Genomic DNA, 16,918 nt, shown 5'->3' with positions numbered 1-16,918 from the left:
GCAGGCAACGCGCGAACTGGTAAAGGCTTACGCGCTCGGAGTAACAATCCCCGAGCTAGACGAGCTTTTCGCACTTTTCGTCTGGAATCAAGGATTCGGAACATTTGCGTCGGATATCGGACCGTCAGCGCTTTTCGGTGCGTATCGACTCATCAAAAAGTCCGAATTAGACGGGAAATCACACGAGGAAACTCTGAAAATACTCGTTCTAAAATTCGGCGAGAAGAATCCCCGAACGAGCACGATGTTTAAGGACAAAAAGAGAATGTGTGAAACTTTGCCCGGATTATCAATTGATGAATCGGATTGAAATATGCTCTTCGAGAAATAAATTAGATAATAATCAGTATTCAGGTGACCTGTAATAGGATATCGCCCGGATGATGGGACGGTAAGAAATTTGGGAAGTTCATGAGATGAAAAAGAGAACTACAACTGCGTTGGTATCGACGATCCTTTTGATATTAGTCGTAATCGTCGTGATAACAGGGATTATCAAGATGCCACTATCGAGCAAGATTATTGGCGCGGATTGGACGGTTCCGGAACCGATCACAAAAATCCACACGGTTTCCGGTATCCTGATGACCGTTTTCACAATACTCCATATCTGGCTCTATTTTTCGGTGTTCAAAAGCGGTCTTATTCGCTTATTAAAAATAGCGAAAGGAAATAAATGAAAACTATCGAAGTGAAAAACGCGAAATCGCTAAATAACCCACACGGCATCGATGCGCGCAAAATCTATGACACGAAAAACGCAGTTGTCGTGTACATGAACATCGAACCCGGAAAATCTCTTAAAAGTCATATCACGCCTGTCGATGTATTTTTCTACGTGCTCACTGGCAGAGGAATTGTGGAAGTCGGCGAGGAGAAGCTCGAGGTCGGCCCGGACACACTTATCGAAAGCCCCGCAAATATTGCCCATTGCTGGTATAACGAGGGAAATAAACCTCTTCGAATATTGGTGGCCAAAGTGCCGCGCCCTACGGAAGCCACAAAAATGAATCCATAGTTCGATTTGATCCGAGAAGTAGCGATGATGGAAATTTCCCCCGAAGATCAATTAACACCCGATTCTCCAAAATTTAAAAATAGATTAAGAGCGCTGGCGCGAGGGACGATGGGCGGTCGGGAGAGGATTTTTGCGGTCAAAAATAATGTAATCAATATTCATTCTTGACCGTAGCAAAAATCGTGACAGCGCGCGGAGAGGGTTTGGTTTCGATATAAGATTAAAGCCCTCCACAGCCATCTGGCTAGCGAAAACCGATCATTGAATAGGTCATATACTATATTGAAAAACAGAGCACACAATAAATTATATCGACTTAAAAACCTATTATGCTTTAAGGATGGCGATAACACTTCTGAAAGAGCATAAGGAAGAAGTAAATATCCGTATTTTTCTGCTCGCAGATGCAGTATTCTATGTATTGGCAAATCAAAAGACGGCTTCGGGTTATTACAATGTCGAGAGAATGTTAAAATCAGTAACTAAACACAACGGTGAAGTTAAGAGCTGTGGAGAGTGCTCTCAAGCCCGCGGAATCGCAAGCTCGAGTTCATAGAGGGTGTTAAATTACGCAATATGAAAAAATTTCCCAGATGGACAGTCGAAAGCGACAAAGTGTTGACCTCTTAATAAAAATATGTATAACAAGTTGCATTATGAAAATATTCGAATGACAACCATAATCATCATTGAGCTTCGCGCCGCTGAACATAAAATCAATTTGAACTCGATAACAAGTCCTCTAAAAAACTGAAGAGCTAAACAATAAAATTCTCCTATTGACTTGACTATTTGGGATTTTGCTCTAATATAAATCGCAAATAAAACTATAGGAGAAGTATGTTTAAAAAAACCTTTATCGCTTTATTTCTGCTAATCGCTGTTATCACATGGGCTGATAACGCCTCTTTTGAAGAAATTAATAAAATCGCGCAAACGCATCTGGAGATCGAAGGAAAAGGGGATTTGTCCCAATTCGTCCCCATTATGGATTCGGAAAGCAAAATAGCCTATATAGCCCTCCTTGAACCACAGGGTTATATTGTTATACCAACCATCAAAGAACTTCGTCCTATTATAGCCTATTCCTTCGATTCTGATTTCGATGTCATAGAATCGAGAGAAAATTTTCCCCTTGCGATTATCAAACTAGATATACAAAATAGAATTCAAGCCATCCCACAGACACCATCAGGCATAATTCGTCGGAATCAAGAACTCTGGAGTGAATATATAGAAAGTTCACCTAGGTTACTAACCGAGATGACCACTGGATCGATTTGGGGACCATATACAGATACTCGCTGGAATCAGGGTGATCCATATAACATATTTTGCCCGATCGATCCTGAAACGGGTGAGATTTGCCCTATAGGATGTGTTGTTACGGCGATGGGACAAATTGTAAATTATTGGGAATGGCCACCGAATATTGCTTTCGACACCACTTATAATTATATCTCCGAAGCCACGGAGCCTCCTATTTATATCGATGCACCCACAGCAAATATCGATACAGTGGATTACAATGCAGTCGGCGTCAATCCAGATGATACAACTAGGGCGAGGTTGTTATTTGCCCTCGGAGTTTCTATAGAAATGAAATATAAAGATGGTGGTTCGGCTGCAGCCTCGCATGACGTTGCGATCTCTTTAGTCGATAAACTAGGATATCTTTCCGCTGATGGTATAATGTCTTCCTCTCCCTCGTTCTACACAGATATCCTTTTGGATATTATGAACCAGCGAGCACCATATATGAGTATCCACAGCCCCGAGGTTGGTCACGGTGTTGTCGTCGATGGTTATCGCGAGTCGGGTGAATTTCATGTCAATTTTGGCTGGGGTGGCACCGCAGACGCTTGGTATTTCCTGCCCGATAGTTTACCATCCGATTTAACAATTGTCGATTATGGCATAGTTAATATAACACCCCCAGTGATTACTCATCGCGCTGTGGAAAATCTGACATCCGATGCGATAACAGGCGGACACGTTATGTTAAGGTGGGAAGCTCCTCTCCATATAACAGAACCAGTCGTCCATTACAATATCTATCGAAAACATATTGATAGCCCCGACTGGGCCTTCCTCTCGACAACTTACGGTTTAAACTATATGGATCGATATCCACCGGAACTTAAAGAATTGGCTTATGGGGTCATCGCAGTCTATGCCGAGGATGTCGAAAGCAGAGTTATAGAAACAGTCGTAATAACAGAGGTTCACGATGGCTGGAATCGAGTAATTACATTTAGAGGCGATGAGACTCCGTGGGACATCGCCCCGAATGGAAGTGGAGGCTTTGTAGTCATAGGTTCAAGAGATTTTTCAGCCGAAAGCGGTATTGATATTTTTCTGGTAAATATCGGTGTATCTGGCGATACTATTTGGACAAAAACTTATGGTGGCGCAGAAGACGAATACGGTTATACCATAGAAGCAACCTCAGACGGAGGTTACATAGCTGCTGGGGCAACGGAATCTTTCGGTGCAGGGGGAAGCGATATATGGCTACTAAAACTCGATTCAATGGGTGATACTATCTGGACTGAAACCTATGGCACAAGCGGTGATGAAAGAGCATGTGATATTACTATATCATCGGGTGGAGGCTATGCCATTGTGGGTTCGACTAATCCATCAGGAGAAAATTTACTTTATTACATAAAAACAGACCTAAATGGTCTTCTCCAATGGGAACAGAGCTATACAGGCTTTGTCGGTAATTCTATCTGTGAGCTTGGAAGCTATTTCTATATCGGAGGATACTATAACACCGGACCTCTCGGTAACCACGATGCTATGCTTCTTAAAACTGACGCCCTTGGCGATTCTCTTTGGACAAAACCCTATGGTGGCGCAAATGCAGACGAAATAAACTCCATTATTCCATCATCGGATGGCGGAATAGTTATGGCAGGGATAACCCGTTCTTTCGGTATCCCCCTATTCACAAGTATTTTTCTCGTGAAAGCTACCGCTGACGGCGATACAGTTTTTACAAACCATCTCGGGGGCATGAACGATTTCTCCGCTGAAAAAATAACCGCTGTCGAAGAGGGATTCATTACTATCGGAACTACGGTCAACAGTGGCAATAAAGATGTATTCCTACTCTATATCGACGAGCTGGGCGATACAATAAAAACTCATACATATGGCACAGCAGCAACTGATCTCGGTTATGGAATCATCGCGCTCGAAGATAGTTCTATTGCCCTTGCTGGCAGAACCTATTCCGATAGCACAAATAATTTTTGGCTTATGAAAATAGGTGGACCAGTTTCGCCGGTAGAAGAAAATATTTTACCATCGAAACCCAAAGACCTAAATATTTTCGCTTATCCAAATCCATTCAATTCCTCGGTGCAGATTTCAGTAAAAACACAAAATCCTGCTTCTACACAAATTGAAATCTTCGACATAGCTGGCCGGTTCATTTCAAAAATCGACGATGCTGAAAACCTAGCCCCAACACATAACTCGATAGCAAACCAAGAATTTTCAGAAACAAATGGCGGTTCACAAACCGCCTCTACAACCAGCAAGTTCACATGGACACCAAACGAAAAGGTCGTTTCCGGTGTATATCTCGTTCGAGCTCAACTCAAAAATGGGCAATCGATTACTAAACGAATGATATACCTAAAATAATTATATAGTTTAAGAAAATATTATAAACTAAAATAGCAGCCGCTCGCTGTGAATTAGAGTAACCCTCTCTCGAAAATAGATTGATCTAAGATGATTGATTAATCTAATGTAAAAAAGAAATTCCCCAGCAAACCCAATTAAAAATCATATATTCCGCTGAATTAAACAAGTAAAAAAGCGCTGGCGCAGGGACCGGTGATGTCAATAAAATTGACAGAAATGCAAATTTATTGATAAAATAGTGGTTCGGCAGAGATTTTTGCGCACAATAAAAAACGGTTATATCGATATATCGCAATAGCAAAAATCATGACAGCGCCGAAAAACACAAAAAGAAAACAAGCGATAGAATAGAACTTTTTACATCAACATATATTCTACTTTCTCTATTCTATGCCTTTTCCTTTTTTGCAAATGGCACTAAAAGAAGCCCGAGACCGAGAGATACCATCATTCCTATCGCACCGGCTTCAGATGCCCTCGGCCCACCCCATACAAAGAACAGGGTTAAGCAGGTTCCTAAACCGCAAATGCTGGATATAATCGCGCCAGCTTTTCCTGCACGTTTGGTAAGTAAACCCCATATGAACGGCCCAAGGAAAACTGAAGCGACAGCCCCCCAAGAAATCGAAAGAATAGTAACAATAACCGAAGGCCTTAAAAACGCGAGTATTACTGATAATAAAACGAAAACACCGGTCATAATACGCATTAGAATTATTAGACGTTTATCAGATGCTCGTTTCCCTGCACTTAGAAAACGAAATATCGAGCGCCGGTCAGTAGTGCGCTCGTGAGCCAGTCCACCATAAAGATCCTTTACTATAGTCGAACTCGAAATAAGCACTAATGCTGCAAGCGTTGACATCGAAGCCGAAAGCATAAGAAGGAGGATAATTACCGATAACGAATTCGGTATCGCATAGGTCAATAACTCCGGCATAAGTGAGTCGAAATTTGGGCTGCCATTCGCTGTAAACGCCGATGGATTCTGCGCTGGACTGAGAAAAATACGAGTAAGCGAGCCAGTGAAATATGCAGTGCCAGTTACAATAAGAGCGAAAACGGTCGAGACAATGGTTCCTATCTTCACAGAGCGGTCATCACGAATGGCGTAGAATTTTTGAATGAGTTGAGGCATCGCGAATGGGGCAACACTGGTAAGAAAAATAATCGAGAATAATGGCCAGATCCCCGGGGGACCCACAGACTCGACGAGACGTGGATCGATTGCCCTGAGTTGCGATACAATTCCACTAATACCGTTGCCCTTTATAATGCAACTAGCTAACAAGACACCGACACCTATGATCATAATCATTCCAAATATGAAGTCCACCATCGTCATGGATTTATAGCCTCCCAAAACAAGATACACCGCAGTGAACAAACCCATAAATACCAATACTGCCCAGTATGGTAGCCCGAAATTAGCTTCAAAAAGATAGCTTAATCCCATAAAAACAGCAGCTGTATATGGAATGAGAAAAACAAAAATAGCGACAGCCGAATAATATTTAAGGAACTTACTATTATAGCGTGAATCAAGATATTCCGGCATCGTATGAACACCACGAGAAACTGTCTCTTGCTTAATTCGTTTGCCAAGAATTAACCACACACCCAAAGTGCCAATAAGGGTGTTGCCGATAGCAACCCAAATAGCTGATAGACCAAATGCCCACCCTATCTTACCGGCAAAGCCAATAAACAAAACTGCTGAAAAATATGCCGTCCCGTAAGTAAATGCTGTCAGCCACGGCCCAACATCCCTTCCTCCGAGAAAAAAGTCGGTGAACGAGCGCGTCTTTTTCAATCCTATTATGCCAATAGCCACTATCATGGCAATATAAGCGAGGACTACGGTAATTTTAAAGGCCATTACTCTCCTTTTGAAGAATGAAAAAACTCAGCTTTTATAATAACTCGAAATATATTGCGAAACAAGTCCCTTGTGAAAAAAATATCAATTATTATATTTTATCGTATCAAACTATGATGTTCGATGAGAAAAAACTAATCGCAAGAGGCTTAGAAAATAATTCATAGTTTTAAATATGATTAAATGCGTAGGAAAGGAAATGAGAATGGCGCAGAAAAAAAAATCAGAACTTATAGATGAAAAAATCAAGGTGCTCGATAAGGGATTTATCCGTCTAGTGGATTATCTCGGTGATGACGATCGCATCGTTCAGGCGGCAAGGGTTTCCTATGGCAAGGGCACAACCACCCTCAGACGCGACACTCAGCTTATACGATACCTTTACGAAAACCAACACACTTCACCATTTGAACAAGTAACCTTCACTTTCCATATAAAATTGCCCATTTTTGTTGCACGTCAGTGGATACGCCATCGCACCGCACGCTTGAATGAGGTTTCCGGTAGATACAGCGTCCTCCCTGAGGATTACTACATTCCTGATACCTCACGCATTTGCGAACAAGACAATATCAACAGACAGGGCAGCGGAGAACAACTTCCACCAGAAATACAGACACAAACGGTAAAAACCATCGATGAAGCCTGCAAAAGGGCATTCAACACATACACTAAGCTACTAGAGGACGGCGTCTCGCGCGAGATTGCGCGTATTGTCCTTCCACTGAATACATACACAGAATGGTATTGGCAAATGGACCTACATAACCTCTTCCATTTCCTCAAGCTCCGCTTAGATATTCATGCGCAGTGGGAGATTCGCCAATATGCCAAAATCATAGCCAGTATTGTTGAACAGGTTGTGCCTATCTCGTATAAAGCCTTCGAAGACTATTCTTTAAAATAATTTCCACCTTAGAAAGGAACAAACATGAAAAAGAGCATAGCAATGCTTGGATTGATAATCGTTTTTGTGGCTTTTGCCAGCAATGCCGACAAACCAAAGACTAATATCGAACTCGAATCACTTGGAGAGAAGCTTGTAGTAAATCTTTGGGAGGTTTTGGCAAAAGGCGACGTCGAAACTGCCGAAAAGATGATGGCTGAAGGTTTTCAGTCAGTTCATAAGGATGGCACGCGCAATATAAAGGAAGAGCTTTCCCTCATTAAAGGCCTCGATTTATCCGAATATCAGCTGGGCGATTTCTTGGTTACAAATAACGGTCCTACAATACTTGTTACATACAATGTAACAGTATCCGAGATTATAAACACCAAGCGCGTTCCCAAGAATGAGTCGATGCGTATGACCGTTTTCGTGAAAACCGATAATGGTTGGAAGTGGTTCGCCCACGCCAATGTTAATCCACTGAAATAGGCTTTTACTTGATTTTTATGCAACTCGGGATTATCTTATAATCATGGATTATCGAATTGGACAAGGATACGATATTCACAAACTCGCTTTTGGGAATAAGCTTGTGCTTGGTGGAGTGGAGATACCTTTTGAAAAGGGCAGCGTCGCCCATTCTGACGGCGATGCGCTTTGCCACGCTATTATCGATGCGCTCTTCGGTGCTGCTGCGTTAGGAGATATCGGTGGTCATTTCCCGGATTCCGACAAATCCCTTGTGGGAATATCCAGCATCGTTCTCCTCGCAGAAACCGCCGATCAAGTAAAAAAACACCTTTGGCGTATCAATAATATCGATGCTACTATAATTCTCGAGCGCCCGAAACTTGCAGAGTTCATCCCTGCTATGCGCGAGAAAATTGCGAGTGTTTTGCGCGTGCAGGTCGAGCACATTAATATCAAAGCCAAAACCTCGGAGAGCTTAGGCGATGTTGGCAAAAGTATGGCCATCGAGGCTCAGGCCGTGGCACTTTTAGTAAGATAGTGCTGTCGGGAGTATAGAGAAACAAGCGACTACTGTGAATTTGAGGTAGAATAGAACCCGCCTCTGAAAATTAATTACCGTTTTCTCATTCCTCACCATGTGAGATTTGATTTAAGGGTATGCGGAATTATTCGTGTGCCTCGAACCAGTTTTTGCCAGTTCCTATATCGACAATAAGTGGAACACTCAGCTCTATAACCCCTTCCATGTTCTCGCGAACAAGACCTTTAATTTCTTCGAGTTCGTTCTTAGGGACATCGAATATAAGCTCGTCGTGAACAGTCGAGATCATTTTTGTTTTGTAAGCTCCGTTTTTTAAAAGCTTATAGATATTGAGCATAGCGAGTTTAATTATATCCGCCGCCGAACCCTGTATCGGTGTGTTAATAACGGCCCTTTGGGCAAATCGCTTGGACTGCCCGCCCTCTTTGAGTTCGGGAAAATAGCGTCTTCTTCCGAGAATAGTTTTAACATAACCTAACGCCTCGGCCTCTATAGGTGCTAAATCCATATACTCCTTCACTCCAGGGAAGCGCTCGAAATATCTACTTACGAAATCCTGTGCCTTCCTGAAATCCATGTCCAGGCGATCACTAACACCCCATGCGGTCATGCCGTATATAACACCGAAGTTTATCATCTTCGCGATTCTACGCTGATCGCTCGTAACTGTGCTCTCCTCCACTCCAAAGATTTTACTTGCTGTGGAGGCGTGAATGTCTTTACCTTCGTGAAAGGCCTCGGTGAGGTTGTGATCGCCGGAGAGGTGAGCCATCACGCGTAATTCAATCTGTGAGTAATCCGCAGATAAAATGACATTGCCGACGGCAGGTATGAAGGCCTTGCGTATCTCGCGTCCTGTTTTACCACGAACGGGGATATTCTGCAAATTCGGATCCCGGCAGGAAAGTCTTCCGGTGCTCGCAACAGCCTGCTGGAAGGTTGGATGAATGCGTCCGGTGTGTGGATTAATCAATGCGGGAAGAGCATCGATATAAGTCCCAATTAACTTGGCTAATTCACGATATTGGATCACTTGAGCCGGGAGTTCGTGTTTCTCTGCAAGCGTTTGTAAAACGGAAGAGTCTGTCGAAAAACCGGTCTTTGTTTTCTTTTGTGGAGGTAGGCCGAGTTTATCGAAAAGGATTTTTCCAAGCTGTTTCGGCGATGCGATATTGAACTCCTCATCCGCAATCGAATATATATCATCCTCGATTTTAGTGAGTTTGTCCTTCAATTTTACCGATAATTTTTTAAGAAATTCGGCATCAAGTCGTATTCCAGCCATTTCCATATCCGCAAGCACGGTTATCAATGGAATTTCAATGTCATCGTAAAGATGCTTAAGCTCTGACTCCTCGAGTTTGGGTTCGAGGAAATTAATCAAGCGTAAAGCGATATCGGCATCCTCACCGGAATAATTTGCAACCCGTTCGGGCGAAACTTCGGCTAAACTGCACGCGCTGCAATTATCTGATGTTAATTCTTTATATGTCATCATTCGATGACCAAGATGCCTCATAGAAAGGGCATCGAGCCCATGCTCGTAGGCTCCAGGTGCAAGTAAATAATCTGCGAGCATAGCATCGCCAACTATGCCTTTGATTTCAATCCCAGCATTACGAAGGACTATATAGTCATATTTAATATTCTGACCAACCTTGGATTTATCCTTCGATTCGAGAACTAAACGAAGTTTTTTTATAACTTCGTCGATTGAAAGGTTCAGCTCGTCGGCGGAGAACATATCCCCAGCCCGTTTGTGCGCAACCGGAATATAGTAAGCGCTGCCCATCTCCACACAGAAACTCAATCCTACCAGTTTTGCCTGCATCGGGCGCTGGTCGGTAGTTTCCGTATCAATAGAGATTATTTTCGCTTTTTCGAGCTTCCTTATAAGATCATCTAAAGCAGATTGTGTATCGATGAGCAAATACTTCCCGGTTTCGGAATCGGCTTTTGGAGCTATTTTACCGCCGGCTTCCTTGTAAAACCGGTCTATAAGGCTGGTAAATTCGAGTTCCTGAAGGATTTTTACAAGTTTTTCGTAATTCGGTTCGCTCACTGGGGCGTTTTCCCAATCAAAATCGAAATCGACATCGCGGTCGATTGTTGCAAGCTTATGCGAAAGAAAGGCGTTATCACGAGAATCATCGAGTTTTTTAGCTGTCGAAGCCTTAATTTCCTCGAGATGTTCATATATTTCTTCGAGACTTCCGTATTCGTTTATAAGCTTTGTTGCCCCGACTTTGCCAAGTCCCTTCACCCCTGGAATATTATCTGATGTGTCGCCCACAATAGACAGATAATCGACAATCCTCTCAGGAGAAACACCGAAGCGCTCAGTGGCGTTGTCGAGTTTCCACCACTCTGTGGGAAGCGCACCTCGGCTTGGCGCAAGAACGGAAACCTTAGCGTCGATAAGCTGCATTAGGTCTTTATCGCCGGTAACAAGAACGACCTCCCAACCTTTATTTTTAGCCCTCTCCGCGATGGTCGCCATAAGATCGTCGGCTTCTATCCCCTTGAGTTCGATAATCGGGATATTCATTGCCTCCACTATTTTATTTATATATGGAAGCGACTCGCGCATCTCCGTAGGCATCTTTTGGCGTGTAGATTTATATTCGGGATAAAGCCTTGTTCGCTCCTCTGCCTTGCCTTTATCGAATGCGACAGCAAAAGCATCGGGCTTTTCGGAATCGAGTATCTTAAGAATGCTCGTTATCATTCCGAATGGTGCCGAGGTATTCATACCTGTGGCGTTTTTGAGCGGATTCTTTAAAAAAGCAAAATACGCCCTATAGGCAAACTGTGTGCCGTCCATTATGTATAATCGCTTCGACATGTTGTCCTTTCAATTTTCAATAAAATAGTGTATTAATCGACTCAGGTCAACGACTTCCGCAATAGCCGGCAAAGTCAAATGGTAAATGGCTTTAAATGATTAAATAAGAAAAGCGCCATATTTCTATAAATGCAACATAGCTTTTTATTAACTTGACTTTGTTCGATCCACACGCTTTATTAAAAGCAATAATACACAGGAAAGAGAAAAAATGGGAAACAAATATTTCGGCGAGATAGCCAGACTGAAAATAACTGCATCGAATGAGTTCATCCCCACCGTGACCGGATTCGTCAGGAATATCGGCGAAAGACTCGAGATAGACAAAACAATGAACAGAAAATTGGAGCTTCTTGTCGAAGAAGCTGCACTTAACGTCATAAATCTCGGTTTCGATCCCGGCGAGAAGGGCGAATACGAGGTCGCGTTCAAGCGGCTGCCGGGGAAGATCGTGGTCGAGGTGGCAGATAAAGGCCTTCCGGTGGACTATAACAAGGTCGAGTCGGATTTTGAGGCTGGGCTTGGAATTCTCCTAATGAAAAAACTCGCCGACGAGGTCAATTTCGTCAATCGTGGCAAAGATGGCAAGCTAGTCGAAATAACCTTGAATCTGCCTTACGCAACACCCGAGGAACTCGAATTGCAAAGCCAGCTTGAAAAAACCGCCGCGCTTGCGCCCGAGGGCGAGGAGCTTACTTTCAGGGCGGCTACAATCGACGATACGACAGGTATAACCCGAAGCATTTACCGGACCTACGGCTACACCTACCTTTCCGACACGCTTTATTATCCCGAGAAAATCGCCGAGATGATACAGGAGGGCTATCTTTGCCCGGTTATCGCGCTGAATCCCGACGGCGAGGTCGTCGGGCACGCCTCAATACGCCTCGAATTCCCCGGCGCGAAAGTGGGAGAATTCGGCCAGCTTGTCGCCGACCCGCGTTACAGAGGAAGGGGAATTGCCAAAAAACTTAACCATATGCTCGTGGACGCGGCAAAAATAACGGGTATGTTCGGCTACTACGCCGACGCCGTGACGACGCACCCTTATTCCCAGAAAACCATTCTTAAAAGCGACGCACACGAGGCTGCATATATGCCCGGTTTCGTCCCGGCGAGTTTCAGCATTAAAAAAATGAAGGTTGACGAATCAGCGGATAGACATGCGGAGATAGTTTATTTCCGGCGAATTGCAAAAAACCGCAAACCTACAATCTATACCCCGCTTCAACATTCAACTATGATTAAAAACATATATGACCTCAACAATCTCGACTACACAATTGCGCCTATGAAAATAAATGAGGTCGATTATCAGGCAGTTACCGAGGTTAGAACCAGAGTGCTCGAAACACCCAACAGGGCATTTATAAGTATTGATGAATACGGACTGGATTTCGACAACATGCTCAAAAAACAACTCAAACAGCTATGTTTGAAAAAGATAGAGATTATCATCCTCGACCTACCACTGGAAAACCCATCGACTCGTAATAAATCGGTGGTGGCGGAAAAACTCGGGTTCTTTTTCTCCGGTGTAATACCCGGAATGAGTATCCATGGCGGCGACCTTTTGAGGCTCATTTACTTGAACAATGTCGATATCGCCGCCGATAAACCGGTTATAGTCACCGATTTCGGTAAAGAGCTCGCCAATTATGTTTTATGGTGTAGTTCAATGGTCTAAAAAATACTCCATTGCCAACGCTTTCCCTATTTGCAAACTAACATATGAATCTATTCTGAAGATTCTATTCATGAACTATCCCGTTAATTCCCCAAGCATCAAAAGTAAAGGAAAACCAATCTTCATTTGTATTTCTCGCTATTATACACATTAAATGTATTATCTTTGCGACAGCAAAAGGATTAATTCGATTTGAATAATCCCACTAGTAAACAGAGGCGTTTAGTTTTCAATAAAAGTTCAAGGAAATGCCTCTCCGCTGTGGGTATAAGCCTTAAAAAAGCCGATTTACCCTTCTTGCTCGAAAGGTAACAATACGCACCAAGTGATTGCATAGTGCGCGAAAGCGCGGTTAGATATAGTTTTTCTCTAAAAGAGGCGACGTCTATCGGCAATCCCTTCTCGGGGGCTATACGAATATAATCTTCGATGCATCGATTCCTTATTCCTTCGTTTATCTCTATGCGCGAATCCCAAAGAAGGCTCGCTAAATCATATTCCAACGGGCCTTGCTTCGCCGATTGGAAGTCTATAATCCGAAGGCGATTGCCCTGCAACGCAATATTGCTCGACTGAAAATCCCTGTGGCAAAAAAACCTTGGGAAATTAGACAACTCCTTCGCTATATCGTCGAATTCGGGCGAAAGCGATTCGATTAAGACTGGTTGTGCCTTGCGATAACCGAGAAGGTATTCATCTGCGAAATATCTAGATTCTTCTCGGAATTGGATAAAATCGAAGGGCGCTTCGAGGATGGTTGGGCAATCGTCGATCCTTTCCGATATCGACCTCTGGATATTCGCAAGCTTTTTGACAATAAATGGATATTCCTCCGGTTTCGGCGGTGGCATCTCGCCGAGGTCTTCGACCAGGATCGCCGCAACCTCCCGGTCGAAAGCAAAAAGCATAGGGACATCGACGCCGACTAATTCGAGGAAAATCTGTATATCAATCCATCGAGATAAATCCGCGCCGTGACCATCTCCTGTAATGAGTATAGCCGAACAATTGCAGCTTTTTACTCGGTAAAAACTCCGATCCGAACCAGCACCAGCCATGGGGATAAATTCACTATCGCGAGTAAAACCTGCGCCTTCGAGCATAGATATTATACGCTTATCGGAAATCACGCCCTGACCACCCCGAAAGGACCGACCACCGCTTTCTCAATGGATTTTCCTGGTTGAACGACCGAGCCTTTCCAAAGAACAACATCCTTTAATGTAGCACCGGCGCAAATCTTTGCTCCATCGCAACAACATAGGAATCCATCCGTTCTCACCCCAAGAGGTAACTCGAAATTGTCAGGATAAATTCTGTTGATAGAAAGAAGGCGCCGATGAAGCTCCAAATATGAAGAAACTGTCCCCACATCGCTCCATAATGCACTGCCGATATGTTCTATTCTAACAGCCCCTTTTTCCCTGCGAATTATTTCAGCAATTGCTTCCACGGCACAACCTGGCTGCCTGGGTGGAGTCAAATATGACAAAGCCCTTCGATCCCATATTGATATACCGGTGAATTTGTATTTATTACCGTCTTCTATCCCTATCTTGCCAACAATATCGATAGCATCGCCTCCAATAACCGTAACCTCGGGCGCACCATCACGCACAAAAAGAGTAATAGCGCTACCGGATTCTCGGTGCCGAATTATCGCCGGAGTAAAATCGATATTAGCAAATATATCCCCGTTATGAACTAAAACAGGTTCGGAACCATCGAGGGCCATGGCGGCGTTAGATATGCCACCACCGGTTCCGAGTAGCCTCTCTTCCACCACGGGAAATAGCTTCATTCCGGTCGATTGTCTATTTTCAATATAGCCCTGCATTTCTTCGGATCGATACCACAAATTAACAACTGCTCGGAAAATCCCGCTGGATTCCAAATTACTAATAATATGTTCTATTAGTGGTTTGCACAATATAGGCACAAGCGGTTTCGCCTTATGCAAGGTCAATGGCCTAAGCCTAGTTCCCTCTCCTGCAGAAAGGATTATCGCATCCATATCAATCTCTTATTCATATAAAAGTGAATATTTTATTTCAGCCCTAAATCTATTATAAAACTCTTGCCAGCCCTTGAAAATATCAGCAAAATCCAGATTATTATCTATGGCCTCTCTGAAAACCTTGCTTCCAGTTAATATATCTATTGGCGGTTTGAGGAATTCATATTCATACGGTGGCGATGCCCATGCAAAATCGTCGGGATATAGTTTTTTAACCGAATCAATAATACTATAAAATAATCTTACCGGTTTTATTGACTTCTTATCGGTTATATGAAGCTGCATGCCACGACATACCTTACCATTATACTTATCAAAACTCGGTTTAAAAGAAACCGCACGGAATCCAATGCCATCGAATCCTTTATTATTAAGCTCTCTGATTAGTTCAGATGAATCGATCCAGGGCGCGCCAATTAGTTTAAATGGAAGTGTTGTTCCTCTCCCTTCAGAGATATTGGTGCCTTCGATAAGGCAAGCCCCTGGATAAAGTAGAGCTGTTTCGAAATCCGGCATGTTGGGAGATGGGCTAAACCATGGTCTCAAAGTTTCTTGCCACAACATATCCCGTTTCCAATTCAACATAGGCACAACAAACAAATAATCACTCAAGCCTTCGCGCATAGCAAAAAGCCTTAACAACTCGCCAAGAGTGCAAGCATGGCGCTGTGGGATTGAACTCATGCCCACAAAACTTTCAAATCCTGGCTCGATTGGAGAGCCTTCCACTTCGATTCCACCTAGAGGATTTGGGCGATCAAAAACTATTACTGGAATACTAAACTCGGCGCATCTTCGTAAGGTCAACAAAGAAGTCCATATATAGGTATAATACCTCGCGCCAACATCCTGAAGATCGATTATAAAGGACGATAGACCTTTCAGGCTCTCCCTTGTTGGTTGTCTATGCTCACCATATAAGGAATACACTGGAAGACCGGTTTTATCTTCTCTTTGGTTTTCCCACTCAATCATATTTGCTTGATCTGTGATTTCTATTCCGTGTTGAGGTCCGAAAAGAGCGGAAAGCTTCATGCCGCAACTTCTAAGATAATCGATAGCATTTTTAAAATATGCAGTGCAGGAGGCCTCGTTGCAAAGCAGCGCTGGATATTCGCCAAAAGGAAAATCAGGACGGACCTCAGTTATTCTTTCGAGACCTATTTTTACAGGACAACTCATAAGGTAAAATATAGTCTAAATTCTATCTATTTCAAACTATTATGATTATATCTCACAACAAAGTAAGAGTGAAACTCGATACTAAATAGCTATTTCCTTGACTTTTCCACAGCGAAACCTAATAATGATTGTTATGAAAAAATGGTTTCTACTATTGTCGTTAGGCTTCGCCATATCGGTTTTCTCACAAGATAGCCTTACATGGTGTCCAAACCCAAAGATTGCAGCTGGTCTGTCGCTGCTTATCCCCGGAACCGGCCAGATATATAACAAAAGCTATTGGAAAGCGCCTATTGCCATGGGACTCGAAGGCTATACTGGTTATGTGATAATTGATTCCTGGAAGAAAATGAACAACCTCGAGGATTTTGGAAGAGGACTAGATGAAAATTCCCCTGAGTATGCCATAACCCGTAATGATTGGGAAAAAACACGCGAATTGCGAAATATCCATCTTTGGCTTCTTACGGGCTTCATTTTACTCTCCTCGATAGATGCCTATGTCGATGCACATTTATATCCATGGGTTAGCGAGATGGCTCGTCCAATCGAACGCACCGAAACAGGGTTTATGCTCTCGCCGATAGCAGACTCCAACGGCGGACTTGGAGTTGGAATAAGACTTACGCTCGACCTTCCATAATATTGAAAAGCAATTCTCTTAAATAAATCGGTTTAACAATAAACAAACATCTGCAGGCATTCCCCGCCGGCTGGCACGCTATTTTC

General features: G+C 43.2%; 14 protein-coding genes and 1 pseudogene. 10 read left to right on the top strand and 5 right to left on the bottom strand.

What is annotated here, in order from left to right:
- From KAH81_08585 to KAH81_08565, 5 genes and pseudogenes are all read left to right on the top strand, one after another.
- A partial coding sequence (locus tag KAH81_08585) for a hypothetical protein (GenBank protein MCK5833711.1) occupies positions 1-310 on the top strand: 310 nt, incomplete at its 5' end.
- Between the two features lie 106 nt (positions 311-416).
- Entirely contained in the window at positions 417-680 is a 264-nt protein-coding gene (locus KAH81_08580; protein MCK5833710.1) for a DUF4405 domain-containing protein, read from the top strand.
- The gene (locus tag KAH81_08575; protein ID MCK5833709.1) at positions 677-1,018 is read left to right on the top strand and encodes a cupin domain-containing protein; all 342 of its coding nucleotides are present in this window, start codon (positions 677-679) and stop codon (positions 1,016-1,018) included. The genes KAH81_08580 and KAH81_08575 overlap by 4 nt, the downstream gene beginning before the upstream one ends.
- Before the next feature lie 340 nt (positions 1,019-1,358).
- Positions 1,359-1,648, top strand: a pseudogene (locus KAH81_08570) (DsrE family protein).
- 210 nt (positions 1,649-1,858) lie between these two features.
- Entirely contained in the window at positions 1,859-4,675 is a 2,817-nt protein-coding gene (locus KAH81_08565) for a C10 family peptidase (protein ID MCK5833708.1), read from the top strand.
- Positions 4,676-5,066: 391 nt separating this feature from the next.
- Here KAH81_08565 and KAH81_08560 read toward each other — a convergent pair whose 3' ends face one another.
- Entirely contained in the window at positions 5,067-6,557 is a 1,491-nt protein-coding gene (locus tag KAH81_08560) for a sodium:solute symporter (protein ID MCK5833707.1), read from the bottom strand.
- A gap of 199 nt (positions 6,558-6,756) precedes the next feature.
- Here KAH81_08560 and KAH81_08555 point away from each other — a divergent pair, with 199 nt between their 5' ends.
- The 3 genes from KAH81_08555 to KAH81_08545 are packed head-to-tail and all read left to right on the top strand — an operon-like array spanning position 6,757 to position 8,455.
- Positions 6,757-7,464 (top strand): FAD-dependent thymidylate synthase, encoded by a 708-nt coding sequence (locus tag KAH81_08555; GenBank protein MCK5833706.1) that lies wholly within the window; start codon positions 6,757-6,759, stop codon positions 7,462-7,464.
- Between the two features lie 24 nt (positions 7,465-7,488).
- Positions 7,489-7,935, top strand: coding sequence for a nuclear transport factor 2 family protein (locus tag KAH81_08550; GenBank protein ID MCK5833705.1), 447 nt, complete (start codon positions 7,489-7,491; stop codon positions 7,933-7,935).
- Positions 7,936-7,978: 43 nt separating this feature from the next.
- On the top strand, positions 7,979-8,455 hold the full coding sequence (locus KAH81_08545; GenBank protein MCK5833704.1) for a 2-C-methyl-D-erythritol 2,4-cyclodiphosphate synthase: 477 nt from the start codon (positions 7,979-7,981) through the stop codon (positions 8,453-8,455).
- Between the two features lie 127 nt (positions 8,456-8,582).
- On the opposite strand, the gene polA is transcribed toward KAH81_08545, so the two are convergent.
- Complete coding sequence (gene polA / locus KAH81_08540; protein MCK5833703.1) at positions 8,583-11,282, bottom strand: DNA polymerase I; 2,700 nt, start codon at positions 11,280-11,282, stop codon at positions 8,583-8,585.
- 232 nt (positions 11,283-11,514) lie between these two features.
- On the opposite strand from polA, the gene KAH81_08535 reads away from it, so the two are divergent.
- The gene (locus KAH81_08535) at positions 11,515-12,990 is read left to right on the top strand and encodes a GNAT family N-acetyltransferase (GenBank protein ID MCK5833702.1); all 1,476 of its coding nucleotides are present in this window, start codon (positions 11,515-11,517) and stop codon (positions 12,988-12,990) included.
- Between the two features lie 182 nt (positions 12,991-13,172).
- Here KAH81_08535 and KAH81_08530 read toward each other — a convergent pair whose 3' ends face one another.
- Genes KAH81_08530 through KAH81_08520 form a run of 3 tightly spaced genes read right to left on the bottom strand, consistent with a single transcriptional unit; the run spans position 13,173 to position 16,189 of the window.
- The gene (locus tag KAH81_08530) at positions 13,173-14,120 is read right to left on the bottom strand and encodes a phosphotransferase (protein MCK5833701.1); all 948 of its coding nucleotides are present in this window, start codon (positions 14,118-14,120) and stop codon (positions 13,173-13,175) included.
- Positions 14,117-15,004 (bottom strand): NDP-sugar synthase, encoded by an 888-nt coding sequence (locus tag KAH81_08525; protein ID MCK5833700.1) that lies wholly within the window; start codon positions 15,002-15,004, stop codon positions 14,117-14,119. The genes KAH81_08530 and KAH81_08525 overlap by 4 nt, the downstream gene beginning before the upstream one ends.
- A 9-nt stretch (positions 15,005-15,013) precedes the next feature.
- On the bottom strand, positions 15,014-16,189 hold the full coding sequence (locus KAH81_08520; protein ID MCK5833699.1) for a DUF1343 domain-containing protein: 1,176 nt from the start codon (positions 16,187-16,189) through the stop codon (positions 15,014-15,016).
- Between the two features lie 133 nt (positions 16,190-16,322).
- Between KAH81_08520 and KAH81_08515 the strand changes: the two genes are divergently transcribed.
- The gene (locus KAH81_08515) at positions 16,323-16,832 is read left to right on the top strand and encodes a hypothetical protein (protein MCK5833698.1); all 510 of its coding nucleotides are present in this window, start codon (positions 16,323-16,325) and stop codon (positions 16,830-16,832) included.
- The last annotated feature ends 86 nt before the right edge of the window (positions 16,833-16,918 follow it).

This window comes from bacterium (genome assembly GCA_023145965.1).
Lineage (GTDB): Bacteria > UBP14 > UBA6098 > UBA6098 > UBA6098 > UBA6098.
This window is presented reverse-complemented; position numbering and strand designations above follow the sequence as displayed.

Excerpts from the sequence above, each read along its gene's own strand:
- KAH81_08565 (MCK5833708.1), top strand. The coding sequence starts at position 1,859 with ATGTTTAAAAAAACCTTTATCGCTTTATTTCTGCTAATCGCTGTTATC.
- KAH81_08555 (MCK5833706.1), top strand. The coding sequence starts at position 6,757 with ATGAGAATGGCGCAGAAAAAAAAATCAGAACTTATAGATGAAAAAATC.
- KAH81_08580 (MCK5833710.1), top strand. The coding sequence starts at position 417 with ATGAAAAAGAGAACTACAACTGCGTTGGTATCGACGATCCTTTTGATA.
- KAH81_08535 (MCK5833702.1), top strand. The coding sequence starts at position 11,515 with ATGGGAAACAAATATTTCGGCGAGATAGCCAGACTGAAAATAACTGCA.
- KAH81_08550 (MCK5833705.1), top strand. The coding sequence starts at position 7,489 with ATGAAAAAGAGCATAGCAATGCTTGGATTGATAATCGTTTTTGTGGCT.
- KAH81_08515 (MCK5833698.1), top strand. The coding sequence starts at position 16,323 with ATGAAAAAATGGTTTCTACTATTGTCGTTAGGCTTCGCCATATCGGTT.
- KAH81_08545 (MCK5833704.1), top strand. The coding sequence starts at position 7,979 with ATGGATTATCGAATTGGACAAGGATACGATATTCACAAACTCGCTTTT.
- polA (MCK5833703.1), bottom strand. The coding sequence starts at position 11,282 with ATGGACGGCACACAGTTTGCCTATAGGGCGTATTTTGCTTTTTTAAAG.
- KAH81_08560 (MCK5833707.1), bottom strand. The coding sequence starts at position 6,557 with ATGGCCTTTAAAATTACCGTAGTCCTCGCTTATATTGCCATGATAGTG.
- KAH81_08575 (MCK5833709.1), top strand. The coding sequence starts at position 677 with ATGAAAACTATCGAAGTGAAAAACGCGAAATCGCTAAATAACCCACAC.
- KAH81_08525 (MCK5833700.1), bottom strand. The coding sequence starts at position 15,004 with ATGGATGCGATAATCCTTTCTGCAGGAGAGGGAACTAGGCTTAGGCCA.
- KAH81_08520 (MCK5833699.1), bottom strand. The coding sequence starts at position 16,189 with ATGAGTTGTCCTGTAAAAATAGGTCTCGAAAGAATAACTGAGGTCCGT.